Annotated in this window: 21 protein-coding genes and 1 tRNA gene; 11 read left to right on the forward strand and 11 right to left on the reverse strand. The window is 38.5% G+C overall.

Going from position 1 to position 25,344, the window contains the following annotated elements:
- Positions 1 to 30 precede the first annotated feature (30 nt).
- The 5 genes from argC to fahA form a co-directional block, all read right to left on the reverse strand.
- Entirely contained in the window at positions 31 to 1,008 is a 978-nt protein-coding gene (argC, locus tag C0430_RS00450) for an N-acetyl-gamma-glutamyl-phosphate reductase (protein WP_290864259.1), read from the reverse strand.
- A 93-nt stretch (positions 1,009 to 1,101) separates the two neighbouring features.
- Complete coding sequence (locus tag C0430_RS00455; protein ID WP_290864261.1) at positions 1,102 to 2,295, reverse strand: argininosuccinate synthase domain-containing protein; 1,194 nt, start codon at positions 2,293 to 2,295, stop codon at positions 1,102 to 1,104.
- 61 nt (positions 2,296 to 2,356) lie between these two features.
- Positions 2,357 to 2,986, reverse strand: coding sequence for a GNAT family N-acetyltransferase (locus C0430_RS00460; protein ID WP_290864263.1), 630 nt, complete (start codon positions 2,984 to 2,986; stop codon positions 2,357 to 2,359).
- A gap of 433 nt (positions 2,987 to 3,419) precedes the next feature.
- A complete protein-coding gene (locus C0430_RS00465) occupies positions 3,420 to 4,601 on the reverse strand; it encodes a hypothetical protein (RefSeq protein WP_290864265.1) in 1,182 nt (393 codons plus the stop codon).
- Between the two features lie 124 nt (positions 4,602 to 4,725).
- Positions 4,726 to 6,009 carry a fumarylacetoacetase gene (gene fahA / locus C0430_RS00470; protein WP_290864267.1) on the reverse strand — a complete coding sequence of 428 codons (1,284 nt, stop codon included), beginning with the start codon at positions 6,007 to 6,009 and terminating at the stop codon, positions 4,726 to 4,728.
- A 109-nt stretch (positions 6,010 to 6,118) separates the two neighbouring features.
- On the opposite strand from fahA, the gene glyA reads away from it, so the two are divergent.
- The 4 genes from glyA to C0430_RS00490 all read left to right on the forward strand — a co-directional run bounded on the left by glyA (position 6,119) and on the right by C0430_RS00490 (position 12,204).
- Positions 6,119 to 7,393, forward strand: coding sequence for a serine hydroxymethyltransferase (gene glyA, locus C0430_RS00475; RefSeq protein ID WP_290864269.1), 1,275 nt, complete (start codon positions 6,119 to 6,121; stop codon positions 7,391 to 7,393).
- 478 nt (positions 7,394 to 7,871) lie between these two features.
- A complete protein-coding gene (gene pflB, locus C0430_RS00480) occupies positions 7,872 to 10,121 on the forward strand; it encodes a formate C-acetyltransferase (protein ID WP_290864271.1) in 2,250 nt (749 codons plus the stop codon).
- A 98-nt stretch (positions 10,122 to 10,219) separates the two neighbouring features.
- Positions 10,220 to 10,996, forward strand: a complete 777-nt coding sequence (gene pflA, locus C0430_RS00485; protein WP_290864273.1) for a pyruvate formate-lyase-activating protein — start codon at positions 10,220 to 10,222, stop codon at positions 10,994 to 10,996.
- Between the two features lie 29 nt (positions 10,997 to 11,025).
- Positions 11,026 to 12,204 (forward strand): OFA family MFS transporter, encoded by a 1,179-nt coding sequence (locus C0430_RS00490; protein ID WP_290864275.1) that lies wholly within the window; start codon positions 11,026 to 11,028, stop codon positions 12,202 to 12,204.
- Between the two features lie 89 nt (positions 12,205 to 12,293).
- Here C0430_RS00490 and C0430_RS00495 read toward each other — a convergent pair whose 3' ends face one another.
- Positions 12,294 to 12,863, reverse strand: coding sequence for a pentapeptide repeat-containing protein (locus C0430_RS00495; RefSeq protein ID WP_290864277.1), 570 nt, complete (start codon positions 12,861 to 12,863; stop codon positions 12,294 to 12,296).
- Between the two features lie 150 nt (positions 12,864 to 13,013).
- Here C0430_RS00495 and C0430_RS00500 point away from each other — a divergent pair, with 150 nt between their 5' ends.
- The 5 genes from C0430_RS00500 to C0430_RS00520 all read left to right on the forward strand — a co-directional run bounded on the left by C0430_RS00500 (position 13,014) and on the right by C0430_RS00520 (position 19,913).
- A complete protein-coding gene (locus tag C0430_RS00500) occupies positions 13,014 to 13,397 on the forward strand; it encodes a hypothetical protein (RefSeq protein ID WP_290864279.1) in 384 nt (127 codons plus the stop codon).
- A 170-nt stretch (positions 13,398 to 13,567) separates the two neighbouring features.
- Positions 13,568 to 14,650: an efflux RND transporter periplasmic adaptor subunit gene (locus tag C0430_RS00505; RefSeq protein ID WP_290864281.1), complete on the forward strand. Its 1,083-nt coding sequence runs from the start codon at positions 13,568 to 13,570 to the stop codon at positions 14,648 to 14,650.
- Between the two features lie 118 nt (positions 14,651 to 14,768).
- Positions 14,769 to 17,936 carry an efflux RND transporter permease subunit gene (locus tag C0430_RS00510; RefSeq protein WP_290864283.1) on the forward strand — a complete coding sequence of 1,056 codons (3,168 nt, stop codon included), beginning with the start codon at positions 14,769 to 14,771 and terminating at the stop codon, positions 17,934 to 17,936.
- Complete coding sequence (locus C0430_RS00515) at positions 17,929 to 19,359, forward strand: TolC family protein (RefSeq protein WP_290864285.1); 1,431 nt, start codon at positions 17,929 to 17,931, stop codon at positions 19,357 to 19,359. The genes C0430_RS00510 and C0430_RS00515 overlap by 8 nt, the downstream gene beginning before the upstream one ends.
- A gap of 176 nt (positions 19,360 to 19,535) precedes the next feature.
- Positions 19,536 to 19,913 carry a DoxX family protein gene (locus C0430_RS00520; protein ID WP_290864287.1) on the forward strand — a complete coding sequence of 126 codons (378 nt, stop codon included), beginning with the start codon at positions 19,536 to 19,538 and terminating at the stop codon, positions 19,911 to 19,913.
- Positions 19,914 to 19,981: 68 nt separating this feature from the next.
- Here the strand turns inward: C0430_RS00520 and C0430_RS00525 are convergent.
- The 5 genes from C0430_RS00525 to C0430_RS00545 all read right to left on the reverse strand — a co-directional run bounded on the left by C0430_RS00525 (position 19,982) and on the right by C0430_RS00545 (position 23,955).
- A tRNA-Arg gene (locus C0430_RS00525) sits at positions 19,982 to 20,055 on the reverse strand.
- A 106-nt stretch (positions 20,056 to 20,161) separates the two neighbouring features.
- Positions 20,162 to 20,305 carry an SsrA-binding protein gene (locus C0430_RS00530; RefSeq protein WP_290864289.1) on the reverse strand — a complete coding sequence of 48 codons (144 nt, stop codon included), beginning with the start codon at positions 20,303 to 20,305 and terminating at the stop codon, positions 20,162 to 20,164.
- Between the two features lie 74 nt (positions 20,306 to 20,379).
- Entirely contained in the window at positions 20,380 to 22,263 is a 1,884-nt protein-coding gene (locus C0430_RS00535) for a M56 family metallopeptidase (RefSeq protein ID WP_290864291.1), read from the reverse strand.
- Positions 22,264 to 22,267: 4 nt separating this feature from the next.
- Positions 22,268 to 22,624: a BlaI/MecI/CopY family transcriptional regulator gene (locus C0430_RS00540; protein WP_290864293.1), complete on the reverse strand. Its 357-nt coding sequence runs from the start codon at positions 22,622 to 22,624 to the stop codon at positions 22,268 to 22,270.
- Between the two features lie 113 nt (positions 22,625 to 22,737).
- A complete protein-coding gene (locus tag C0430_RS00545; RefSeq protein ID WP_290864295.1) occupies positions 22,738 to 23,955 on the reverse strand; it encodes an MFS transporter in 1,218 nt (405 codons plus the stop codon).
- Between the two features lie 131 nt (positions 23,956 to 24,086).
- Between C0430_RS00545 and C0430_RS00550 the strand changes: the two genes are divergently transcribed.
- Both C0430_RS00550 and C0430_RS00555 read left to right on the forward strand, forming a co-directional pair.
- Complete coding sequence (locus C0430_RS00550) at positions 24,087 to 24,689, forward strand: DUF1684 domain-containing protein (RefSeq protein WP_290864297.1); 603 nt, start codon at positions 24,087 to 24,089, stop codon at positions 24,687 to 24,689.
- Positions 24,689 to 25,339 carry a TatD family hydrolase gene (locus tag C0430_RS00555; RefSeq protein WP_290864299.1) on the forward strand — a complete coding sequence of 217 codons (651 nt, stop codon included), beginning with the start codon at positions 24,689 to 24,691 and terminating at the stop codon, positions 25,337 to 25,339. The genes C0430_RS00550 and C0430_RS00555 overlap by 1 nt, the downstream gene beginning before the upstream one ends.
- Positions 25,340 to 25,344: the final 5 nt, after the last annotated feature.

Consider the following 25,344-nt stretch of genomic DNA (forward strand, 5'->3'; position numbering starts at 1 on the left):
AATCATTAAATTCTTCAATCTTTTAATTATTTAAAATCCGCAAGGTTTCAAATGCAATCCCGTGGTTTCTTCCAATCCGAACATTAAATTCATATTTTGAACGGCTTGGCCAGAGGCGCCTTTGAGTAAATTGTCAATGGTTGAAGTAATCAAAAGCCGGTTTCCTTTTTTCAATAAACTGATGATGCATTTGTTCGTTTGTACCACTTGCTTCATATTGATGTTGGTCGTGGTAACGGTTACAAAAGGTTGGTCGGCATAAAAAGCTTCGTATTTTGCCACCAAATCTTCCAAACTTTCTTCCGATTTCGTGTATAAAGTGGCAAAAATTCCTCTTGGAAAATCTCCCCTGTTCGGTACAAAAATCAATTCGTCCGTGTAATCAGCTTGCAATTGTTTGATGCTTTGGTTGATTTCTCCCAAATGTTGGTGTTCAAAAACTTTATAATGAGAAAAATTGTTGTTTCTCCAACTAAAATGCGAAGTAGCTGCCAATCCCACTCCGGCGCCAGTACTTCCTGTCGTGGCGTTGATGTGTACATCTTCAGTCAGCAAACCGTCAGCAGCTAATGGCAATAAAGCCAATTGAATGGCCGTGGCAAAACAACCCGGATTGGCAATATATTGTGCGTTTTTGATGTCGGATTTGTTCAATTCCGGCAAACCGTAAACAAATGATTTTCCGTTGAAATCCTTGTCTTTGATTAAACGGAAATCGTTTCCTAAATCGATGATTTTTGTTGCATCGGAGAATTGGTTGTTTTCCAAAAATGAAATTGATTTTCCGTGACCCAAGCACAAGAAAACCACGTCCACATTTGGATTGATGGTGTCGGTGAAATTCATTTCGATGTCGCCCAACAAATCGTGATGCGCTACCGAAAGCGGTTTTCCCGCATTGGTTGTACTGTATACAAAATCAAGTTTAGCGTTAGGGTGAAACATCAATATTCTGATTAATTCCCCAGCCGTGTAACCTGAACCGCCAATTATTCCAATAGTAATCATAATTATTTTAGATTTTAGATTTTAGATTTTAGAATTTAGAATTAAGGTTTTTCAACCAAATCTAAAGTCTAAAATCTAAAATCGTTAATTTTTTCACTCGTAAGTTTCATTATTTACCGATGAAAATATGTTTTGGGCATTCCCTAAAATCTTGATAAATCCTTTCGCATCATCTGATGTCCAAGCGTTGTTCATTTCTCCGTATTGTCCAAAACCAGTGTTCATCAAATCATTTTTAGATTCGATTCCGTCCAATGAAAAGTGGTATGGTTTCAAAGAAACGGTCACGGTTCCATTTACGGTTTTTTGTGTGTCTTCAAGGAAAGTTTCGATGTTTCTCATTACGGGATCCAAAAATTGCCCTTCGTGAAACAACATTCCGTACCAGTTTCCTAGTTGTTCTTTCCAGTATTGTTGCCATTTTCCAAGAGTGTGTTTCTCCAATAAATGGTGTGCTTTGATGATGATAAGCGGCGCTGCGGCTTCAAAACCAACTCTTCCTTTGATTCCGATAATCGTGTCACCCACGTGAATATCTCTTCCGATTGCGTAAGCATTGGCCAATTTTTCAAGAACCACGATATTGTTGGAAGGTTTGTCTTTTTTACCATTTACGGCTACCAATTCCCCTTTCAAGAATTCCAAAGTTACTTTCTCTTCACCTTCTTTTTGCAATTGCGATGGATAGGCTTCACTTGGCAAGGGTTGGCTTGAAGTCAAGGTTTCTTTTCCTCCAACGCTCGTTCCCCAAAGTCCTTTGTTGATGGAATATTGCGCTTTTTCCCAAGAATAGTGAACGCCATTTTTGGCCAAATAATCAACTTCTTCCTGACGAGATAATTTCAAGTCACGGATAGGAGTGATGATTTCAATTTCCGGAGCGATAGTTTGGAAAATCAAATCAAAACGAATTTGGTCGTTTCCAGCACCGGTACTTCCGTGAGCGATGGCAGTAGCACCAACAGATTTCGCATATTTGATGGCTTCGATGGCTTGAAAAACACGCTCGGCACTTACCGATAATGGATACGTATTGTTTTTCAACACGTTTCCAAAAATCAAATATTTAATGGCTTTGTCGTAATATTTATCCAAAATCGTCAAGTTGGCGTGTTTGGCGCTTCCCAATTCATAGGCTCTGTCTTCGATGGCTTGCAATTCAGCATCGTCAAATCCTCCTGTATTGATCAATACGGTGTGAACTTCATATCCTTGTTCGTTTTTCAAATATTTTAGACAGTATGATGTGTCTAATCCTCCGCTATATGCTAATACTACTTTTTTCATTTTGTTTGTTTTTGTGGAGTTTGTAAAGCTCCGATTTCATTTTATTTGAATTGTGTGTTGTTTATTTTTCTTTGTTTTCCAAGAAAAGCGCTGCCTTGATTTCTTTCAATCTATTCCAAATCCGGACATTAAACGGATGTTTCGGCGGGTCTTTCGGTTTTTCTGTTGGGTCGTACAGCATTCCGGTACACAAACACATTTTGTTGTCTTTGCTTTTCAGAATTTCGTAATTGGTACAGGTTTGACAACCTTTCCAAAAACTCGGATCACTTGTTAATTCCGAGAAAGGAACTGGTTTGTATCCCAAATCGGAATTGATTTTCATTACAGCCAAACCAGTCGTGATACCAAAAACTTTGGCTCCCGGATATTTTTTTAAGGAATAATTAAAAACGAAGGTTTTTATTTTTTTTGCCAATCCCAAGTTTCTAAAATCAGGATGTACAATCAATCCAGAGTGGGCGACATACTGACCGTGTTGCCAACTTTCGATGTAACAGAAACCGGCAAAAACACCATTTTTGTCCAATGCAATAACGGCATCTCCGCTACTTATCTTTTTTTTGATGTAGTCTGGTGTTCTTTTTGCAATTCCAGTACCTCTTAATAAAGCCGAAGTTTCTATAGTGTCGCATATTTCTTGCGCATATTTATAATGTTCTTCTTGGGCTATAACTATAGATATTTTCATTTCAAGAGTTTGAAGTTTGGGTTAAAAAATAAAATTTTTGTTGGTATTGAAAAACGATTCTTATTCGAGTATATCCTGAAATTTGTGCAATATAAAAGAACTCCTAAAATTAGAGTATAAGATGATAAGCAGAAAAAAATGATGTTTTCAGTATGAAATAATCCGATGGATGATACTAATAATTTCAAAATAAGAAAAATGAAAAATGAATAAAAATAAAGAAACACGTTTTGGAGCTATGACTATAGCATCCGTACTTCGGGAGAAGTGGTTGGTTTGTTTATCCGTGAAACAGAAATGATATGTACACTTGTTTTATTCATCGGCGCAAAATTACGATTAATTTATTGAAACACCGGGTATTTTTTGTAACAAATTTAAAATTAATTGTTAATTTTAATGATGTTGACGCGAATGATGTTAGTGTTTTTTGTTAGTTTCTAAATGTGTTTTTGTTGATGAGATCTTTTAATTTCATTTTCAAATTTTCGCCTGTGTCATATATCATTTGATCATTTGACGGAAAAGGAACTGCTCTTTTGTCAAAATAAGAAAAGTAATTGTCGTCTGATGCGCGCTTGTCTCCTTTGTATGTTGCATAAACGTTTTCAAAAACAAATTCACTAACCAATGGAAAGGACTGGATTAATTGATTGTTTCGGAAGTTTATATAATCCACTTTTGCAGTGATTTGACAAGATTTAAGTTGTCTGGATTCAAAAATTCGCACGGTCACGTTTCTAAGATTGTCCACCATGACAACATTTCCAGAGTTGTCCTTGATTTCTTTTCCATTGGCATCCAAAAGTTTTTTTTGCCCGTCTTTTATTTGTCGTTCCTTGATAAATTCTTTTTCTTTGATTTGTTCTGGCGATAGGAGTATTTCTCTAAAACTGATTACCATTGTGTAATCATAATTGATTCCTTTTTGTTTGGTGCCATGAAATACCGTCCATTTATTGTTCAATCCATAAGTGTCAAAATCCAATAAATCATTTTGCAAACGACTTGGGATAACCATATTGGTTTCGTTTTTTGTGTTAACGTTTACATAGTCCGTTCCTTTGAAAAGGGCTTCATTCATTAAATCCAAGGTGTTTTTGTAATTTGGATTTATCTGGTTCAAATAATTCAAATCGTCATGTGCTTTGCGAAAATTCATTTTGTCGGAAGTTGACAGCAAGGACTTGGCATTGGCATACAAATAACCAGACAAGTTGTTTTTGCTGGCCACGATTTGGTTATTGTAATTTTCCAAAGGGAAAATGGCATTCCTGCCTTCGTTCAATAATTTTAGCGGAAGCAACGGTTTTATCTTTTCCTGACGATTATTTAATTGCAGATAGGTATTGTATATTTTTTCAAAATTGGCTGGATTTTTGTCTTTTTCCAACAAATTTATGGTGTTCAAATCGCGTTCTTTGGCTTTGGCGAAAGCTTCTTCGAGCAAATAGACATAATCCTGGTTTCCTTTTTTGTCTTTATTGGTACGCAAATTCGAAATCGAATTGTTTATCGCTTCATCATAATTGCCGGAACTCAATAAGTTTTGGGTTTGTTTGACTCCGCAGGAAGTCAATAGTATTATTGCTAATAAAAAGTAGTGTTTTTTCATTCTAAAAAGTTTTTTACAAATTTACTATAATTTTCTTACCAGCGAGCCAGTTCGTGAGTCAGTTTCCAGTTTTTTGTGGTCAAAAAAAATCCGACATGTATTGCGATGTCGGATTTTAAAAGATTTATTTTCTTACAAATGGTGGCAGCAGTTTACTGGAAACTTCTCCAAAACCAATTCGGACTCCATTGTTTTTGCAAAATCCTCTCATGATTACGGTGTCTCCGTCGTTTAGAAATTTGCGTTCCGTTCCGTCGTTGAGTTTAATTGGGTTTTTTCCTCCCCAAGTTAATTCTAGCAAGGACCCATAACTATCGGGAGTAGGACCTGAAATGGTTCCTGAACCCATCATGTCGCCGGAGTTTACGCGGCAACCATTTGAGGTGTGGTGTGCTAATTGTTGGGTCATGGACCAATACATATACTTAAAGTTGGATCTAGAAACAACAGTTTCCTCTGCGTTTTCTGGCTGTATGGATACTTCAAGATTAATGTCAAAATTATGTTTTCCTTTTTGTTGTAAATAGGGAAACGGTGCTGGATCTTGTTTGGGGCCTTTGGTTCTGAAAGGTTCCAAGGCATCCATCGTGATAATCCATGGAGAAATTGATGTGGCGAAGTTTTTTGCCAAGAATGGTCCAAGTGGCACATATTCCCATTTTTGAATGTCACGAGCGCTCCAATCGTTCATTAAAACCATTCCAAAAATGTAGTCTTCCGCTTCACTTATGGGAATGTTTTCTCCCATAATGTTGGCATCGGTAGTGATAAAAGCAGTTTCCAATTCGAAATCCACCGAACGTGAGGGACCAAAAACAGGTGTTGTTTCGCCGTTTGGCAAAGTTTGTCCCATTGGTCTATTCACTGAAATTCCAGATGGAATAATGGTGGAACTTCTTCCGTGATATCCCACGGGAACATAAAGCCAATTAGGTAACAAAGCATTTTCAGGGTCACGAAACATTTTTCCAACATTGGTTGCGTGTTCTTTGCTGGAATAAAAATCAGTGTAATCGCCAATTAATACTGGCAATTGCATTTCAATATGTTTTACATCAAAGATTACGATGTCTCGGTGTTCTTTATTGTCTCTAAGTTTGGGATTGGTTTCGTCAAATAATTCGGCCAATCGATTTCGAACCATTCTCCATGTTTTTTTTCCATCCGATATGAAATCGTTCAGGGTATCTTGCATGAACATGTCGTCAGTCAATTCGATGCCTTCAAAATAATTCAATTGTTGTAGTGCTCCCATGTCTATGGCGCAATTTCCAATTCGGGTTCCTATGGTTATGACATCGTCTTTGGTAATAAACACACCAAAAGGAATATTTTGAATGGGAAAATCACTGTTCTCGGGAACGTTTATCCATGATTTTCTATCGGGGTTATTGGCAGATATTGGCATATTAGTGTTAATTATTTTGTTGAGAAATAGTCATCAAATATATCATAATCTAACTGTTTACCAAACGTTTTTTTGTATTTTTGCGCACAAATTAACTAAAATCAAAGAAATGCAACGCGACGAACAAATTTTTGACCTTATTTTAGAGGAACAAGACAGACAAATTCACGGACTAGAACTTATAGCTTCCGAGAATTTTGTGAGTGATGAAGTAATGGAAGCAGCTGGTTCTGTTTTAACAAATAAATATGCAGAAGGTTATCCCGGTAAAAGATACTATGGTGGTTGTGAAGTAGTTGATGTAATTGAACAAATTGCCATTGACAGAGCCAAGGAATTATTTGGAGCTGAATATGCAAACGTGCAACCTCACTCGGGTTCACAAGCAAACACGGCGGTTTTCTTTGCTTGTTTGAAACCAGGAGATAAAATTTTAGGTTTCGATTTATCTCACGGTGGTCACTTGACGCATGGTTCTCCAGTAAATTTCTCGGGACGTTTATACAATCCTGTTTTTTATGGAGTAGATAAAGAAACGGGAAGATTGGATTATGATAAAATTCAAGAAATCGCCACAAAAGAGCAACCAAAATTAATTATCGCAGGAGCTTCGGCTTATTCTCGCGACATGGATTTTGAACGTTTCAGGGTAATTGCTGACAGTGTTGGTGCTATTTTGATGGCCGATATTTCGCATCCAGCAGGATTGATTGCCAAAGGATTGATGAATGATCCAATTCCTCATTGTCATATCGTTACAACTACAACACACAAAACATTGCGTGGTCCTCGTGGAGGTTTGATTATGATGGGAAAAGATTTTCCTAATCCATTTGGTTTGACAACTCCAAAAGGCGAAATCAGAATGATGTCTTCTTTATTGGATTTAGCCGTTTTTCCTGGAAATCAAGGAGGTCCTTTAATGCATATTATTGCTGCCAAAGCAGTTGCTTTTGGAGAAGCGTTGCAAGATGAATTTTTCACTTATGCTTTGCAATTGCAAAAAAATGCCAATGCCATGGCAGATGCATTCGTAAAAAGAGGATACAACATTATTTCTGGCGGAACTGACAATCACATGATGTTGATTGATTTGAGAAACAAGAATATTTCTGGAAAAGAAGCTGAAAATGCCTTGGTAAAAGCTGAAATTACCGTAAACAAAAACATGGTTCCTTTTGATGACAAATCACCGTTTGTAACTTCGGGAATTCGTGTGGGAACGGCAGCAATCACCACTCGTGGTCTTGTTGAAGAAGACATGGAAACCATTGTGGCTTTAATAGATAGAGTTTTGGTAGATCACACTAACGAAGCCGTTATCGAAGAAGTAGCCAATGAAGTTAACGAAATGATGAGTGAAAGAGCTATTTTCGTTTTCTAAAAAGTATAAATAATTTCTTTATTATTTAATTAAACCCCTTTTAAAGTTTTAGCTTTGAAAGGGGTTTTTATATTTAATACATCGAAAAGATAGTATAAATAAATGATAATTTCCCTATATATTTAATTTGTGAAGAAGTCAAATTTACCCGCTTCTCCCACCATGTTTTTCCATATTTTTTAAAAATAAAAAGGGTTGATTTTCGGTTTTCCAGAAGAAAATAAGATGTAAATAGAAAATTAAAAAAACTATATCGTTAGCGCTATTTTTGTTTTTTTTCTTCAAAAACAGCTAAAAAAGATTCATAATTAATTAATAAGATGTAAAAAAAAAGGAATGTGCATTTATTTTGGACAAGGATTGCTGTTTTGCTAAAAAACAGCTAGATCAAGTAGTCCATTCACATATTTCGTAAATTTAGAGTATAGAAAAGTAAGATAAATATATCTAAATAGAATAGATAATTAAAACATTAAAAATGGAAAATTTAGTAGAAAGAGTAGCGCTTAATGAAGGGGTCTTGAATAAAGGAGTTTGGAATAATACTATTAATGTACACGATTTCATTTTACAAAACATCAAATCATACCAAGGAGATGCCAGTTTTCTTGTAGGCCCATCAGCCAAAACAACCAAATTATGGGATGTATGTAAAGAATCGCTTTTGAAAGAAAGAGAAAATAACGGTTGTTTGGCAGTGGATACCGAAGTGATTTCCAATATCACCGCTTTTGGCCCTGGTTATATCCAAAAAGAAAATGAAACCATTGTGGGACTTCAAACAGACGAGCTTTTGAAAAGATCGATGAAACCTTTTGGAGGAATCAAATTGGTGGAATCTGCAGTTGCCGAAAGAGGATTGAAAGTTTCAGATAGAGTAGTTGATATTTTCAATTATGCCAGAAACCACAACCAAGCCGTATTCGATGCTTATGACGGTGAGATTAAAACATACAGATCAAAACACGTATTAACTGGTTTACCTGATAATTATGCTAGAGGAAGAATCATTGGCGATTTCAGGAGAGTGGCTCTTTACGGAATTGACAGATTGATTGCCGAAAAGAAAGCAGACAAAGAGAAAGTTTCAGGTGATATGAACGATGCCAAAGTTCGTTTGCGTGAAGAAATTGCCGAGCAAATCAACGCCTTGCTTGACATGAAAAAAATGGCGCTGACTTATGGAATTGACATTTCAAAGCCAGCCGTTAACGCTCACGAAGCAGTGCAGTTTACTTACTTGGCTTATTTAAGTGCTGTTAAGGAACAAGACGGGGCTGCAATGTCTCTAGGAAATGTTTCTTCTTTCTTGGATGTTTATATTCAAAACGATTTAGAAGCCGGAATTATCGATGAGGAACAAGCCCAAGAATACATTGACCAATTCGTGATGAAATTGCGTTTGGTGCGTCACCTTCGTCCAGGAGCTTACGATGCCATCTTTGGTGGGGATCCAACTTGGGTTACCGAAGCTATCGGTGGTCAATTGCACGATGGAAGAACCAAAGTAACCAAAACTTCTTTCCGTTTCTTGCAAACTCTTTACAACTTGGGAGCTTCTCCAGAACCAAACTTGACTATTCTTTGGTCTGAAAGCTTGCCACAAGGATTCAAGGATTTCTGTGCACAGGTTTCTATCGACACTTCTTCACTTCAATACGAAAATGACGATTTGATGAGAGACAATCGTGGTTCTGACGATTACGGTATTGCTTGTTGCGTTTCTTACCAACACATCGGAAAAACAATACAACACTTTGGTGCTCGTGCCAATTTGCCAAAAGCGCTTTTGATGGCTTTGAACGGTGGTAGGGAAGAAGCCCATGGTGTGCAAGTGGTAAACAATATCTCTGAGATGGATGACGAAGTATTGGATTACGACACCGTAATGAAATCTTTCAAGAAAACATTGGCCGAAGTAGCTCGTGTGTATGCCAAATCGATGTACATCATTCACTACATGCACGACAAATATTACTATGAAAGAGCCCAAATGTCCTTGATTGACTCCAATCCAAATATTGACATTGCTTATGGTGCTGCCGGAATTTCCATTATTGCCGATTCACTTTCTGCCATCAAATATGCCAAAGTATCTCCAATCAGAAACGAATTCGGATTGACTACAGACTTCAACATCGAAGGGGATTATCCAAAATTTGGTAACGACGACGATAGAGTGGACAGCATTGCACAAGAAGTGACCAAAATCTTTATTGACGAGTTGAGAAAACACAAAACTTATAAAAATGCAACTCCTACACTTTCATTGCTTACCATTACATCAAACGTAATGTACGGTTCCAATACTGGTGCAACTCCAGACGGACGTAAAGCAGGTGAGGCTTTTGCACCGGGAGCAAATCCAATGCACGGTAGAGACGAAAACGGAGCGATTGCTTCCTTGAACTCAGTTAGTAAATTGAATTACAACGACGCCCAAGACGGAATCTCCTATACTTTCACCATGGTTCCTAAATCTTTGGGTAACAATTTGGAAGAGCAAGTAGCCAATTTAACTACTACTTTGGATGCTTATTTCGGAAGAAATGCCCACCACTTGAATGTTAACGTGTTGAACAAGGAAACTTTGGTGGATGCCTACAATCATCCAGAAAATTATCCTCAATTGACCATCCGTGTTTCTGGTTATGCTGTTAATTTCGTACGTTTGTCTAAAGCGCACCAATTAGAAGTAATCAGCAGAACATTCCATGACACTATGTAATTGATTGCAAAGCTTCGATAAAAGCTGGCTTTATAAATGCTATTTCTTTAAAATTTATTAAAGGAATAGCATTTAATAAATCAATTAAAAAATAAAATATGTACTTCCCAGAACAACCCAACCATCTATTAAACGATACCGATTTTGATTCATTAAGAATACATTCACTGGAAACCTTTGGAACACACGATGGGCCGGGAATACGAATGATTGTATTCGTGCAGGGATGCCAATTTCGATGCCTGTATTGTCAAAATCCGGATTCGATAGATATTCACGGCGGTTCATTGGTCACCATCGATGAACTCGTTACCAAAGCGTTAAAACAAAAATCTTATTTTGGAAAAAAAGGAGGAGTCACCGTTTCGGGCGGAGAACCCTTGTTGCAAAGATCCAAATTGATTACCTTCTTTGACCGTTTGCACGAACAAGGCATCAACACTTGCCTGGACTCGAATGGACGCGTTTTGGATGCCCAAACCAAAGAAGTTTTGGATAGAACCGATTTGTTGATGCTGGACGTAAAGCACATCAACGAAGAATGGCACAAAAAATTGACTGGCTTGAACAATGCCACCACCCTAAAAGTGGCAGAATACCGCGAAAGCACCGGAAAACCGATGTGGTTGCGCTATGTTTTGGTTCCGGGATGGTCAGACCAAGAGGAATATTTGCACGAATGGGCGAAACATTTTTCGGGTTACAAAACAGTCGAAAGGGTCGAAATCATTCCTTTTCACCAACTGGGAAAACACAAATGGGAATTGATGAACATGAAATATGAACTTGCCGAAACACCGACTCCCACAGCAGAAACGTTGGATAAAGTAAAAGCCATTTTTGACTTGTATTTGGATAACGTGAAAATAAAATAAATTCAAGAAAAAGTATTTAAGAAATTAAAATGAAAAAAAATAAATATTTGATTGTCTTGGCCGGAATGATCATGCAGCTGTCAATCGGGTCTATTTACGCCTATAGTAAATGGATTGAACCCTTGTCGAAAGAATTGAATTGGGATGCCCACGACACCAAAACAGGCTTTAGTTTGGCCATTTGCTTTTTGGGCTTGACGGCGGCTTTTATGGGTAAATTTGCCCAAAAAGTAGGACCAACCAAAGCAGGATTATTGGCCGCCCTGTTTTTAACGGTGGGATTATTGGGTGGTGCTTTGGCCGTCAACATAGGTTCCATTTTCTTGTTTTACTGGACATTTGGCGTTTTGCAGGGAATTGGTTTGGGATTTGGATACGTGGTTCCGGTTTACACCGTAGTGAAATGGTTTCCGGATCGTCCGGGATTTGCTTCGGGAATCATCATCATGTCCTTTGCTTTGGGCTCGTTGTTGGCTTCTTTCTTGATTAGTCCATTAATTGCTTCCGCGGGATTGTCCGGTGCATTTGCCGTCTTGGGAATTGCCTACGGAATTTGCATGTTGTTGAGCGCCTTGTATTTGGCAAATCCTGCAACAGCCGAAACAAAACACCATGCCCATGTTGATTTGACTCCAAAAGAAATCATTACCGACAAACGTTTTATAGCTCTTTGGTTGTTATTGTTTTTGAACGTATGTGGCGGTATCGCCATTATTTCGAAAGCGGCCGTTTTGGGACAAGAAGTGGTAGGAATGAGTGCGGCACAATCTACCTTGTTTGTGGCCATCATTGGATTGTTCAACGGAATCGGGCGTTTGTTCTGGTCCAGTATTTCGGATAAAATAGGTTGTTGGACCACTTTTATGGTTTTTATTGGGGTAAATGCAATTTGTTTTGCCTTGATTCCCAGTTTTTCAACCAATAATACCTCTTTCCAAATCTTGACTTATGTCATCATTGCGGGTTATGGCGCCGGTTTTGCCACGATGCCTTCTTTCGTGAAAAGCATTTTTGGAACAGAAAATTACGGACAAGTATTGGGTTACACCTTGACGGCTTGGTCGGCTGCGGCCTTTGTTGGTCCATTGTTGTTGGGATTGAGCACGGAAATCACTATTTTCTACTTGTTTGCCATATTGTTGGCAGTTGCCTTGATTGTTGGATTTTGGTTGAAAGGATTATTGTCAAAACCCTTGGTTGTGGCATAGTTACTTTATTTTTATATATTGTTGAATGGCCCACGGTTTCAATCGTGGGCTATTTTTTTTATTGCAATCAATGGTTTTGACAGTGGATTTTATTCTATGACCAATTCGTGTTTGAACAAAAGTCCTTTTACTTCGTTCAACGAAAAAACAGCCTTTTTAAGCTTTGTTTTCGTCGGGTCGATGGTGTAATTGTAACTGGTCTTGAAATTGGCCTTGTCGGCCTTGGCTTTCGCAAATTCGGAACGGTATAAATCGCAGTTGTCGAAAATCGCTTCGGTCAAATCGGCGGCCATAAAATCCACGGCGACAAGACTGCAATCGGTAAAGGTGGTTCCCTTGATTTTCAGGGTGTAAAATTTGGAGAAATCCAATACGCATTCCTTGAAATGGATTTCAAAAATGAGTTTGTCGCACATCGCAAAATTCACGTCTTCGATTCGGCATCGATTGAAAAATACGCTTCTTAATGCCACGTGGTTGATTTTGCCTCCGCTAAAAATGCAATCGTTGAAGGTGCAATCGATAAAAACGACCCCGATAAAATTGCATTGCGAGAAATCGCAATGGTTGAAAGTACAGCATTCAAATTCCTTCAAATTGACTTCTTGTTCACCATAAACGATGTTGTTGTACTCGATGTCAAGGAAATAATCAGGCATTTGTTTGAAACAAGTTTGTAAAAATTAGTCGTCAACAAAGAAACAAATTAAAAAACTTGCATAATCCCGAAATACGGATAATCTTGTCTTTTTAAAAAAAAGTTAAAATTAGTTTATTGCTGGGACTTTGTTATTAAATTCGCCGACAATATGAGAACAGTTGTTTTTTATCTTTACATTAGTCTCCTTCTGCTATGTGGCGGAAACAATTCGTATGCAACTGTACGTCATTCTGAAAAGAATTCTTCTTTTGCCCAAAATCTTGATGTAAAACAGCAAGTAAAGCATAAAAATTCAAAACATCATGAGACATTAAAAGAGAGTTCCGATATTGAAGTGGATGAAGAATTCCATACAAGTGATGATTACAATGATACTATATCCAATAAATTTTTAGCTGAAAAACAAAGTCTGTTTTTGACCTTCTTCCGTCAAAACCTTTATAAAGATTCCTCCCATAATTTTAAAATCTTCGCGCCCTTAAGCGTTCATTCCAATCCTATTTATCTTCGAATAGGCGTTTTTCGAATATGATATTTACGATACATCAGTTACCCAAGGCGTAATTGTATGTAGCTGAATAAGGCTGTCATATCTATTTCATCTTGTTGGACGGTTCAGGTCTTGCCTGGTGACTGATGCTGTTTTATGTTGAAAGGAATTCCTTGATTCCAAGCATTATCGTTTAATATCATTTTTATATCATGAAGAAAATAATCGTGTTCACGGGCTTGATGGCCTTGACGTGTCTTGTAAGTTGTACACCCAAAAAAGTAGAAAAAGAAGAAGCCGAAAAATATACCGTTACCAATCCGGTCGTAATTGACACTTCGTTTACCAAACAATATGTTTCCCAAATAAAATCGGTGAGAAACATTGAAATTCGTGCCCAAGAAAAAGGCTATTTGCAAAATATTTATGTGGATGAAGGCCAGTTTGTAAAAGCCGGTCAAGTCTTGTTCCGAATCATGCCAGGCTTGTATCAAGCAGAATTATTGAAAGCACAAGCCGAAGCCAAAGCGGCCGAAATAGAATTGCAAAATGCCAAATCCCTTGCCGATAAAAACATAGTTTCGAAAAGCGAGCAAGCCATTGCCCAAGCCAAATTGGAACAAGCAAGAGCCGAAGTTTCCTTGGCGAAACTTCATTTGTCTTTTACCGAAATCCGAGCACCATTCGACGGAACCATCGACAGAATCCCCAAAAAACTGGGAAGTCTTATCGACGAAGGCGAATTATTGACCAGCCTTTCGGACAACAGCCAAATGTTTGCTTATTTCAACGTTTCCGAACCGGAATACATCCAATACCAAACGGACGTGAAAGACCGTGCCGCAAATGACGTGAATCTGGTTTTGGCCAATGGTGAATCCTTCAAACACAAAGGAAAAGTGGAAGTTATCGAAAGCGAATTTGACAATGAAACTGGAAATATCGCTTTCAGGGCTAGATTCTCCAATTCAGAAAAATTGCTTAGAAACGGTGAAACAGGGCAGGTTCAAATGCTTGTGCCTCTTAGAAACGCCATCTTGATTCCACAAAAAGCCACTTATGAAATCCAGGACAAAAAGTATGTTTTTGTCGTGGACAAGAACAACAAAGTGAGTTCAAGGGAAATCACCATCGCGGGTGAAATTCCAGATTTGTACGTTGTGAAAAGCGGTGTTACCGCCAATGACAAAATTCTGTTTGAAGGCGTTCAAAAAGTGAAAGAAAACGACAAAATCAATTTCGAATACCTGGCACCCCAAAAAGTAATCCAAAATTTACGATTAAAAGCGGAGTAGTTTACAGTAATCAGCTTACAGTATTTAGTAATCAGTATTCGGTCCCGGGTAACTCTGAATACTGTAAACTGCAAACTGAACACTTCCAATTTGGTTTAATCATTAAAAAAATAAATAGATGTTTAATAAATTTATACAAAGACCCGTACTGTCGATAGTAATATCGCTGATAATTGTCTTTTTGGGTGTGTTGTCGGTAATGAGTTTGCCTATTACACAGTTCCCTTCCATTTCTCCTCCAATGGTAAATGTTACGGCAGATTACCCTGGTTCCAATGGAGAATTGATGATCAAATCGGTTGTTATTCCTTTGGAAAGAGCCTTGAATGGAGTTCCGGGAATGAAATACATGACTTCCGATGCCGGAAATGACGGGGAAGCGAGTATCCAAATCGTTTTCAACTTGGGTACCGATCCCAATCAAGCGGCCATTAACGTTCAAAACCGTGTGGCTTCGGTTACCAATAAACTGCCGCCATTGGTAGTAAGAGAGGGTGTGAAGATTACCCGTGAAGTACCGAGTATGTTGATGTACGTGAACCTTTATAGTAAGGACAAAAATACCGACATGAAGTTTTTGTACAATTATGCCGATATCAACGTACTTTCGGAATTAAAAAGGGTAAATGGTGTTGGATCTGGAGATATTTTGGGAACACGAGAATATGCGATGCGTATTTGGTTGAAACCCGATCGTATGTTGGCTTACAAAATTTCTGCCGATGAGGTAATGGAAGCCTTGTCAAGCCAAAGTTTGGAAGCTTCGCCAGGAAAAACGGGAGAAGCCTCTGGAAAACGTTCCCAAGCATTCGAATATGTATTGAAATATTCCGGGCGTTTTACCACCAAGGAGCAATACGAAAATATTGTGGTGCGATCCAACAGCAACGGGGAACTTTTGCGTTTGAAAGACATTGCCAATGTGGAGTTTGGAAGTTCGATGTATGATATTTACTCGAATTTGAACGGAAAACCATCTGCGGCCATCGTGTTGAAACAATCTTTTGGAAGTAATGCCAACCAGGTTATTGCAGACGTAAAATCCAAATTGGAAAACATCAAGAAGAAATTTCCAAAAGGGATGGATTATGAAATCTCTTATGACGTTTCTTCCTTCTTGGATGCTTCCATCGAAAAAGTAATCCACACCTTGATTGAAGCTTTTGTCTTGGTAGGATTGGTGGTGTTTCTTTTCTTGGGCGATTGGCGTTCCACCATCATCACGGCAATTGCGGTTCCGGTTTCGTTGATTGGAACATTCATGTTTATGCAATTCTTCGATATTTCCTTGAACTTGATTACGTTGTTTGCTCTGGTTTTGGCCATTGGAGTCGTCGTCGACAACGCGATCGTGGTTATCGAGGCGGTTCACGCCAAGATGGAAGAAGAGCATCTCGGGCCATTGAAAGCGACCAAAAAAGTAATGCACGAAATTGCTGGAGCCATTATTGCCATTACCTTCTTGATGGCTGCGGTATTTATTCCGGTAGCCTTTATGTCTGGTCCAGTTGGGGTTTTCTACAGACAGTTTTCGATAACGATGGCAACGGCCATTATTCTTTCCGGTATTGTTGCCTTGACTTTGACACCGGCACTTTGTGCGGTAATGTTGAAGAATACCCATGGCAAACATAGTAAGGTAACGCCAGCCAGCAAATTTATAGACAGTTTCAACAAAAGATTTAATTTGGTACAAGGCAAGTATCAAAATCTATTGGGTAAAATTGTGACCAGAAGATCCGTTACTTTTATTTCCCTTTTGGCATTTTGTGCCGGAACTTGGTTGATTAGCAGCACCGTTCCTTCCGGATTTATTCCGAATGAGGATCAAGGGATGTTCTATGCCATTATTCAAACGCCTCCGGGGTCGTCCTTGGAAAGAACCAATGATATTGCGTCGAAATTGCAAAAAATCGCCGAAAAAATTGATGGAGTAAAATCCGTTTCTTCCCTTGCTGGTTATGAAATTTTGACGGAAGGTACCGGATCCAATGCGGGAACTTGTTTGATCAATCTTAAAGATTGGAGCGACAGAAAAGAATCGGTTCAAGAAATCATGACGGAATTGGAAGAAAAGTCGAAAGACATTCCGGGTGCCAATATCGAGTTTTTCCAACCGCCAGCTGTACCGGGGTACGGAGCGGCAGGTGGATTTGAGCTTCGTTTGTTGGATAAAACGGGTTCTGGGGATTACAAAAAAATGGAATCCATCAATACCGATTTCGTGAAAGAGTTGAACAAGCGTCCTGAATTGTCCAACGTGTTTAGCTTTTACAGTGCCAGTTTCCCTCAGTACATGATGAAAGTGGACAATGATTTGGCACAACAAAAAGAAGTTTCCATTGAAAATGCGATGAACACTTTGTCAACGCTCGTGGGTAGTAACTACGAAATCAGTTTTATCAAATATGGAATCAATTATAAAGTTATCGTACAAGCGGCTCCTGAATACAGGTCCCAACCAAACGATATTTTGAAACTTTACGTCAAAAATAATCGGGATGAAATGGTGCCTTTCTCGGCCTTCATGAAATTGGAAAAAGTGTACGGTCTTTCGGAAATCACGAGACACAACATGTACACTTCCACCGAAATTAGTGGTGGACCGGCTTCGGGATACAGTAGTGGTACGGCCATTAAAGCCATCCAGGAAGTGGCGGAGAAAAAATTGCCTCGTGGTTATGATATTGATTGGGCTGGTATTTCTGCCGATGAGGTGGGGCAAGGAAATCAGGCCATTTGGGTATTCTTGATCTGTTTGGGCTTTGTTTACCTGGTTTTGGCAGCCCAATACGAAAGTTTCATTCTGCCATTTTCGGTAATTCTTTCTTTGCCGGCAGGTATTTTTGGAGCATTCCTTTTGATAAAAATGACGGGATTGGAAAACAACATTTATGCGCAGGTTGCCATGGTAATGCTTATTGGTTTGCTGGGTAAAAATGCGGTGTTGATTGTGGAATTTGCGATACAAAGACACGCGGCAGGAAAATCGGTTTTGGAAGCCGCAATTGAAGGTGCCAAAGCGAGGTTCCGTGCCATTTTGATGACATCCTTTGCTTTTGTGGCCGGATTGCTTCCATTGGCAATGGCAACGGGGCCGGGTAAAATTGGTAACCGAACCATTGGTACCGCAGCAGCCGGAGGCATGTTCATAGGAACTGTTTGTGGCGTGTTCGTGATTCCCGGATTGTATTACATTTTTGCAAAAATAGCCGAGAAATACAAGTTGGTTAAACACGAAGCAGAGAATCCATTAACCGAAGAAATAGACAACAATCATGTATAAATTTAAAACCTATAAATATCTTGTCCCGCTAAGCATCTGCTTGGCGGTGGCAAGTTGCACACCAGCATTGGCACCTTTGGCCGAAAAGAAAGCGGTTCCCGAATCTTTCGACAAGAGTACCGACACGACCAATGTGTCCAGTACGCCTTGGCGAACTTATTTCAAAGATTCAAATTTGGTCAATTTGATCGATACCGCCTTGAAAAACAATCAGGAATTGCAGATTACCTTGCAGGAAATCGAAATTGCCAAGAACGATATTCGCGTTCGAAAAGGCGCTCTTTTGCCAACTGTTGGAGTAGGAGCGGGAGCGGGAATCGAAAAAGTGGGGCGTTATACCAGCCAAGGTGCCGGTGATGCTTCCACGGAAATAAAGCCGGGCAAGGAAATGCCGGATCCGTTGGCCGATTTCAAGTTGGCGGCCTATGCCAATTGGGAAGTCGATATTTGGAAAAAATTGCGCAATTCCAAGAAAGCCGCCGTTAGCCGTTATTTGGCAACCGTTGAAGGGAAGAATTTCGTAATCACGAACCTTATTGCCGAGGTGGCCGATTCCTATTACGAATTGCTGGCCTTGGATAGTCAATTGGATATTGTAAGACAAAATATTGCCTTGCAAACCAATGCTTTGGAAATCGTGAAAATCCAGAAAGAAGCTGCCAGAACAACCGAATTGGCCGTTCAAAAGTTTAATGCCGAGGTTTTGGCTTCCAAGAGTATGGAGTTTGATATTCTTCAAAACATCAAGGAAACGGAGAATAAAATCAACTTTTTGCTGGGACAATATCCACAGGAAATCAAAAGGGACAAAACCAACTTTGCGAGCTTAATGCCTTCGATGATTCATTCGGGAGTTCCTTCGCAATTGTTGGCCAATCGTCCAGACATAAAACAAGCCGAATTGGAATTGGAAGCCGCCAAGTTGGACGTGAAAGTAGCTCGTGCCGAGTTTTTTCCTTCATTGGAGATTAATGCGGCATTAGGATTTAATGCCTTCAAGCCTTCTTACTTGTTTACGATGCCGGAATCGTTGTTGTATTCGTTGGCGGGAGATTTGGCAGCGCCGGTCATCAACAGGAATGCCATCAAGGCCGAATATAGTTCTGCCAATGCCAGACAATTGCAGGCTTTGTACAACTACGAAAGAACCATCTTGAATGCCTATCTTGAGGTTTCGAGCCAGCTTTCCAAAATCAACAATTTGGAAAAGAGCTACGAATTGAAATCGCAACAAGTGGCGGCAATGAACCGCTCGATTGACGTGGCCGGTGATTTGTTCAAGTCTGCCAAAGCGGATTATTTCGAAGTTTTGATGACCCAACGCGATGCTTTGGAATCCAAACTCGAATTGATTGAAACCAAAAAAGCACAACTCAACGCCACGGTTCACGTATATCGCGACCTAGGCGGAGGTTGGAAATAATACTATTTTCTTTGTTGCCAAAAGTCCTAAACATTCTTGAGTGTTTGGGGCTTTTTTTTGTCTCATCCTGAAATTTTTCAAAAAACATTTGTGCAACCGAAAACTTGTGCATATTTTGCAATCAATTGGTTTAGAAAGAATAAGCCAATTAGTACTAAACCTAAATACACTAAATTATGAAAAACAAAATCACCTTCGTTTTAAGTCTGTTGTTTGGACTGATGTTTATCAATGCAGGATTGAACAAGTTCTTGAACTATATGCCAATGCCGGAGCATTTGCCCGAGAAAATGATGAAAGCAATGGCAGCCTTTACCGAAATTGGTTGGCTTATGCCGCTTGTGGGAACAGTCGAGGCTTTGGGCGGGTTGTTGATCATCATTCCAAAAACTAGAGCATTGGGCGCTTTGATGATTTTTCCCATTATGGTCGGGATTGTGCTGACGAATATCGTTCAGGATTCCAGCGGTTTGCCTATTGCGGGAGTTTTTAGCGCCATCTTGATTTGGATAATGTTCGTGAACAAAGAAAAATACGCACCATTATTTAGATAAATGGTCACATTAATCAGCAATAAAAAACCCTAAATTACTTGTAATAAGTATTTTAGGGTTTTGTTTTGTGACCTCGACTGGATTCAAACCAGTAACCTTCTGAGCCGTAATCAGATGCGCTATTCAGTTGCGCCACGAGGCCTTAATGCGGGTGCAAATATAGGCAAATTTTGCAATCGTACAAACCTAAACGTGAAAATATCCAGAAATATTTTTTTTATCTAAAATCTGCAATCAATAATCTGAAATCAACGTTCTAATGCTCTTGTAGTTACATAATAGCGGTAGGCGATGACGGCTTTTTGCCATTTGGAGGCTTTGGCCAAATCCAGTCTTTTTTTGGTAAAACTCGGCAAAAGGAACTTGTTGAGTTGGGCTAGAATTTTGAACATAATTGATTTTTTTCAAAGATATAAAAAAAGAAGGTCTTGATTGGGGACCGTCTTTTTTGGTTTTTACGGAAATCTTATTTCCCGTTCTTTGCATTCATTTTCAATTGGTATTCTTTCATTTGTTGCTCGTAGATTTTCATTTTCTTGTCGAAAGCTTCCATCTCGGCATTGAATGGTTCCATTTGTTTGTCAAATTCTTCCATTTTTTTCTCAAAAATTTTCATTTCCGGTTCCATTGCCTCCATTTTTTTGTTAAACTCTTCCATTTTGCTTTCAAATTCTTTCCAGGCTTTTTTGTCTCCGTGCATTGGATCGCCTTTTGGAGCTTTTGGAGCCTTTGGAAAAACGGGTGGTTTCGGATTCTTGAGCGTAAATGTTGGCGGTGTTGGCGGTGTTGGCGGTGTCGGGATTTCAACATCAACGGATGATTGTGTAACAGTTTTGGTTGTTATTCGGATTGTCTTTTCATTTTTGTTGACGTCCATTTTATCAATTGAATTTTGGTCTAAAAGCAGTAACTCATTTTTGTCCACTTTTTCTCCATTGATGTAAATGTCGTTATCATCGAGTGTTTTGGAAAATTTTTTGGTAGTAATTCTGATGGTTCCTTTGTCGGATTTTTTGATGACGTCCATTCTCTCTATTTCATTCGGGTCAAGTTTATCTAACTCTTCCTGACTTGATTTTGAGCCGTTGATAAATATTTCTTTATCAGTCGATAAAGGTGTATTTGGAGAAATCAGGACACTTTTTTGGTTAATCACGGTGTCATCTGTCCCAAAATCAACAATCAATAATCCATTTTCATTCTTGGAAACGATAATGCCAAATGTTTTGATGGCTGCAGTTCCTTTGGTTGCCATTTTTTTGGAAATTTCTTTTCCTTTTTTCAAATCAACTTCTATGGCAATCAATTCATTGTTAGCATTTCTTTCAATACCTGAAAAAGAAAGTGTAATATTGTATTTCTCTTTTAAAGCGCTGGTTTTTTCTTTTAATTCGGCATCGGTGGTGTTTTTGTTTATTTTGTAAATGTCTACCAAATTTTCATTTGTTTTTGAATGTTCAACGGTAGTTGGTTCTGAAGTTTTCTCCTGTGCGACCACTTTCACTTGAAAGAAAAAGACAAATGCTCCCAATATCGGAAGTATTAGCGCATACTTCCAGGAATTCCTTTTGTTTGATTGATTTTTGTTTAACATAACGATTCGTTTTTTGATTAATGATTGATAAAAATGATTGGTAATCGCAACACAATTTTCCTGTGTTGTTATTTTTAAAAGCGTCATTTGATAGGCTTTTTTGTCGGAGATATTTTTGGAAGCTTCATAATCGGCTATGAATTCCAGATTTTGAAGAATGGCTTTTTTGTACAACCACATCAACGGATGGAACCAAAAAACGATGCAAAACAATCTCGAAATCAAAACGTCGATGGTGTGATTTTGAGCGCTGTGTACTTTTTCGTGTTCCAATATGTTTTCCAATTCGGTCTCGCTGTATAGTGATGAGTTATACACAATAGAATTGAAATAGGAAAAAGGAGAAACATTTTCATTTATGTCAATAAACTTGAAATCGGCTTGATGCTGGATGGTTTTGCCTTTTAGAACTTTAGAAAGACTGAAAAAATCAAAAGCGAATTTCATCAAGAATGCCAGAATTCCAATGGAATACGCAATGGCAAAAACAAGATACCAATTGATTTCAAACGCTTCATTTTCGACTGGAGTTGTCACAGGAATTTTCGACCAATCAAAATTGGTTGGACTTGGGTCAACCCAAACTATTTTTGTAAAAACAATCAATGGCAATACGACCGAGGTAATTAATCCCGCCAATAAAAACCAACGATTGCTGTTGAAAAAAGTTTCTTTTCGCAACAAAAGAACATAGGACAAATAGAACATTCCTATTAATCCGCAAGATTTGATGAGGTAAATGAATAGCGTTTCCATGCGATTATTTATTTTCGATCATGGCTAAAATCTCTCGTAACTCTTCGGCTGAAATCTTTTCTTCTTTGGCAAAAAACGACACCATATTTTTATAAGAACTATCAAAATAGGTATCGATTGCCGTATTCATAAACCGCTTTCTATAGTCTTCCATTTTCACGATAGGGAAGTATTGGTGTGTGTTCCCAAAAGCATTGTGAGATACAAAACCTTTTTCTTCCAGATTCCTGATAATGGTCGAAAGCGTGTTGTAATGCGGTTGTTCCTCGGTAATTTCAGCCAGAACTTCTTTTACGAAAGCCTTTTCCAGCTTCCATAAAATTTGCATGATTTCCTCTTCTTTGTTGGTTAGTTTTTGCATGGTTGTATCCTTTTTGTCATCTTGGGAACAAACGTACAACTATATTTTTAGTTAGTAAACTATTTTTATAGTTATTTAACTAAATTTTAAGTTTTGAATAAAATAATCTGGATTTATTGCTTTTCCGTTTGTACCAATCGTTGCAACCAAAGGTTGAAAAACATCGCCACGACACCAAAACTTCCCATAAGGAACCAGTTGGTCGCATAACCAAATCTTCCGATGATTTCAAGTCCCACTTTTGAACTCACAATATGGGCAAGGCTAAAACTCATCGTGTACAAAGCCATATAGCGTCCTTCTTGTCCTCGTGGAGCTCTTCCCATGGCAAAAGCATTCGAAAAGGGGAATGATAAAATCTCCCCAAATGTTACGATTACTATGCTGATGCCCAAGATTCCAACCCAGACATCCATCAACAAAACATAGAAACTCAAAGAGATAAGAAACGCTCCCCAAAAGATGATTTTTATGCGGTTGACTTGTTTTCGTTCCATAATGCTGACAATCGGCATTTCGAACATAAAAATCAGGATGCCGTTTAGCGAAAGCAATAATCCGGTTTCAAATTCAGACAAGCCATACTTTTCATGATGAAATAGGGGCAAAGTGGTGAAAATTTGGAAAAACAACATCGCCGTCGTGAAACTTACAAACAGGAAAACCCAAAACGGCTTGTCCCGAAATACAGATTTTGGAACTAACAATACCGTCGATTCATCTTCGTGCGCCGTTATTTTTTTCTTTTCTTTGACGAAATAGGCAAATATCAAAATGGCCAAAATACAGGTGCTGCCATCAATCCAAAACAATCCTTGGTAGCCCATTCCCAGAATGATGAGTCCGCCAAGAACTGGTCCGGTGGCAAAACCCAAATTCACGGACAAACGTACCAATGAAAGCGCTCGCACCCTGTTTTCGGGTTTTGCATATACGCCAAGCGACACAAACATTGCGGGACGAAACATGTCGGCAATGGTCATAATGGCAAAAACACCAAAACACAATCCCCAAAATGAGGTAATGTATTGCAAGCCGAAAAACATGACGCCACTAGTAAAAAGGCTAAAAACCATTACTTTGTAAAACCCAATTTTGTCGGATAATTTTCCTCCCAACCACGAACCCAGCATCGAACCCACACCAAACGAAACCATGATCCATCCCACTTCGCCATAAGTAAAATGTAGATTTTCCTTCAAATATTTGGATAAAAACGGCAAAACCATCGTTCCCGCCCTGTTGATAAAAGTGATGAGGGCAAGAATCCAAACTTCACGTCTAAAGCCTTTGAAATTGTTGATGTAGCGACTTAAGGCGGTTTTTAGCATGGGATAAATTTCTTTTTTGCAAAGTTACAAAGTTTTTTATTGTGTGTCTTTACGAGAATTCAAGCAATCTTTCCCAAATATTAACATTGTGGCTTTCTAACTTTTAAACTATTTTTGCTCAAAATAATAAAATGAAAACAATTCAAACCTTGGTTTTTTTGATGCTGTTAAATTTTGGCTTTGGCCAAGAAAAATTCGATAGCGCTGCCGTTGAGAAATTTCAAAAAGAATTAAATACCGAATATGCCGATGCCAAAACCAGTCCGCTGACCGCCGAGGATTTGGCAGTTTTCAAAACATTGGAGTTCTATCCCATAAACGAAAAGTTCTTTGTAACAGCCAAATTCGTTAGAACCGAAAGCGAAAAACCGTTCGAAATGAAAACCTCGACCGATAGAAAACCCTTGTATGTAAAATACGGCGAGGCCCATTTTGTGATTGATGGTTTGGACTACAAACTGAATTTATACAGAAACATCGAATTGTCGAAAAAAGAAGAATACAAAGACTATTTATTTTTGCCTTTTTCAGATTTGACTTCGGGCAAGGAAAGTTACATTGGCGGAAAATATATCGACATGAAAATCCCAAAAGGAGAAACAATTGTTATTGATTTCAACACTTCCTACAATCCATATTGTGCTTACAATCCTAAATATTCTTGTCCCAAAGTCCCATTGGAAAACGATTTGAACATCGAAATTAAAGCAGGAGTCAAGAAATTCCACGACTGATGAAATTCTTCAATTTGCATACGCATCAATTCACGAACCAACCGGACGTGTTGGAACTGGTCAATCAATATCCGCAGGAATTTGATGCCGCAATTCCGTTTTATTCCATCGGGATTCATCCGTTGTTTATAGACGAAAACCGATTGGACAAAGATTTTCAAGTGATGGAGCAGAAATTGGCTTTGCCGGAATGTTTGGCTCTTGGCGAATGTGGTTTGGATAAAAGAAGCGAAACTTCATTTGAAGTGCAACAGTTGGTTTTCGAAAAACAATTGATTTTGGCCGAAAAACACCAAAAACCGGTAGTGATTCATTGCGTTGCCGCTTTTCAAGAACTTATTGAAATCAAGAAAAGATTGAAAATCAAGGTTCCAATGATTGTTCACGGATTTTCAAAAAAAGTCGAACTTGCCAAGCAATTAATTGACAACGGATTTTATGTTTCGTTTGGAAAAAACTTGTTGCGAAACCCAGAATTGGAATCGGTTTTTAAAAGTATTCAAAACGATAGATTCTTGTTGGAAACCGATATGGTTGAGGAAGGAATTCAAGAAGTATATGCTTTGGCAGCGAAATATAAAGGATTAGAATTAAGCGAATTACAGGAAATCGTGAATAAAAATTATAGTAAAGTTTTTTGTCAGAAATGACAAAG

The sequence above is a fragment of the Flavobacterium sp. genome, from assembly GCF_013823965.1.
GTDB lineage: Bacteria > Bacteroidota > Bacteroidia > Flavobacteriales > Flavobacteriaceae > Flavobacterium.

Bases quoted from the DNA above. Each gene is read 5' to 3' on its own strand.
- argC (WP_290864259.1), bottom strand. From the start codon at position 1,008: ATGATTACTATTGGAATAATTGGCGGTTCAGGTTACACGGCTGGGGAA.
- C0430_RS00455 (WP_290864261.1), bottom strand. From the start codon at position 2,295: ATGAAAAAAGTAGTATTAGCATATAGCGGAGGATTAGACACATCATAC.
- C0430_RS00460 (WP_290864263.1), bottom strand. From the start codon at position 2,986: ATGAAAATATCTATAGTTATAGCCCAAGAAGAACATTATAAATATGCG.
- C0430_RS00465 (WP_290864265.1), bottom strand. From the start codon at position 4,601: ATGAAAAAACACTACTTTTTATTAGCAATAATACTATTGACTTCCTGC.
- fahA (WP_290864267.1), bottom strand. From the start codon at position 6,009: ATGCCAATATCTGCCAATAACCCCGATAGAAAATCATGGATAAACGTT.
- glyA (WP_290864269.1), top strand. From the start codon at position 6,119: ATGCAACGCGACGAACAAATTTTTGACCTTATTTTAGAGGAACAAGAC.
- pflB (WP_290864271.1), top strand. From the start codon at position 7,872: ATGGAAAATTTAGTAGAAAGAGTAGCGCTTAATGAAGGGGTCTTGAAT.
- pflA (WP_290864273.1), top strand. From the start codon at position 10,220: ATGTACTTCCCAGAACAACCCAACCATCTATTAAACGATACCGATTTT.
- C0430_RS00490 (WP_290864275.1), top strand. From the start codon at position 11,026: ATGAAAAAAAATAAATATTTGATTGTCTTGGCCGGAATGATCATGCAG.
- C0430_RS00495 (WP_290864277.1), bottom strand. From the start codon at position 12,863: ATGCCTGATTATTTCCTTGACATCGAGTACAACAACATCGTTTATGGT.
- C0430_RS00500 (WP_290864279.1), top strand. From the start codon at position 13,014: ATGAGAACAGTTGTTTTTTATCTTTACATTAGTCTCCTTCTGCTATGT.
- C0430_RS00505 (WP_290864281.1), top strand. From the start codon at position 13,568: ATGAAGAAAATAATCGTGTTCACGGGCTTGATGGCCTTGACGTGTCTT.
- C0430_RS00510 (WP_290864283.1), top strand. From the start codon at position 14,769: ATGTTTAATAAATTTATACAAAGACCCGTACTGTCGATAGTAATATCG.
- C0430_RS00515 (WP_290864285.1), top strand. From the start codon at position 17,929: ATGTATAAATTTAAAACCTATAAATATCTTGTCCCGCTAAGCATCTGC.
- C0430_RS00520 (WP_290864287.1), top strand. From the start codon at position 19,536: ATGAAAAACAAAATCACCTTCGTTTTAAGTCTGTTGTTTGGACTGATG.
- C0430_RS00530 (WP_290864289.1), bottom strand. From the start codon at position 20,305: ATGTTCAAAATTCTAGCCCAACTCAACAAGTTCCTTTTGCCGAGTTTT.
- C0430_RS00535 (WP_290864291.1), bottom strand. From the start codon at position 22,263: ATGGAAACGCTATTCATTTACCTCATCAAATCTTGCGGATTAATAGGA.
- C0430_RS00540 (WP_290864293.1), bottom strand. From the start codon at position 22,624: ATGCAAAAACTAACCAACAAAGAAGAGGAAATCATGCAAATTTTATGG.
- C0430_RS00545 (WP_290864295.1), bottom strand. From the start codon at position 23,955: ATGCTAAAAACCGCCTTAAGTCGCTACATCAACAATTTCAAAGGCTTT.
- C0430_RS00550 (WP_290864297.1), top strand. From the start codon at position 24,087: ATGAAAACAATTCAAACCTTGGTTTTTTTGATGCTGTTAAATTTTGGC.
- C0430_RS00555 (WP_290864299.1), top strand. From the start codon at position 24,689: ATGAAATTCTTCAATTTGCATACGCATCAATTCACGAACCAACCGGAC.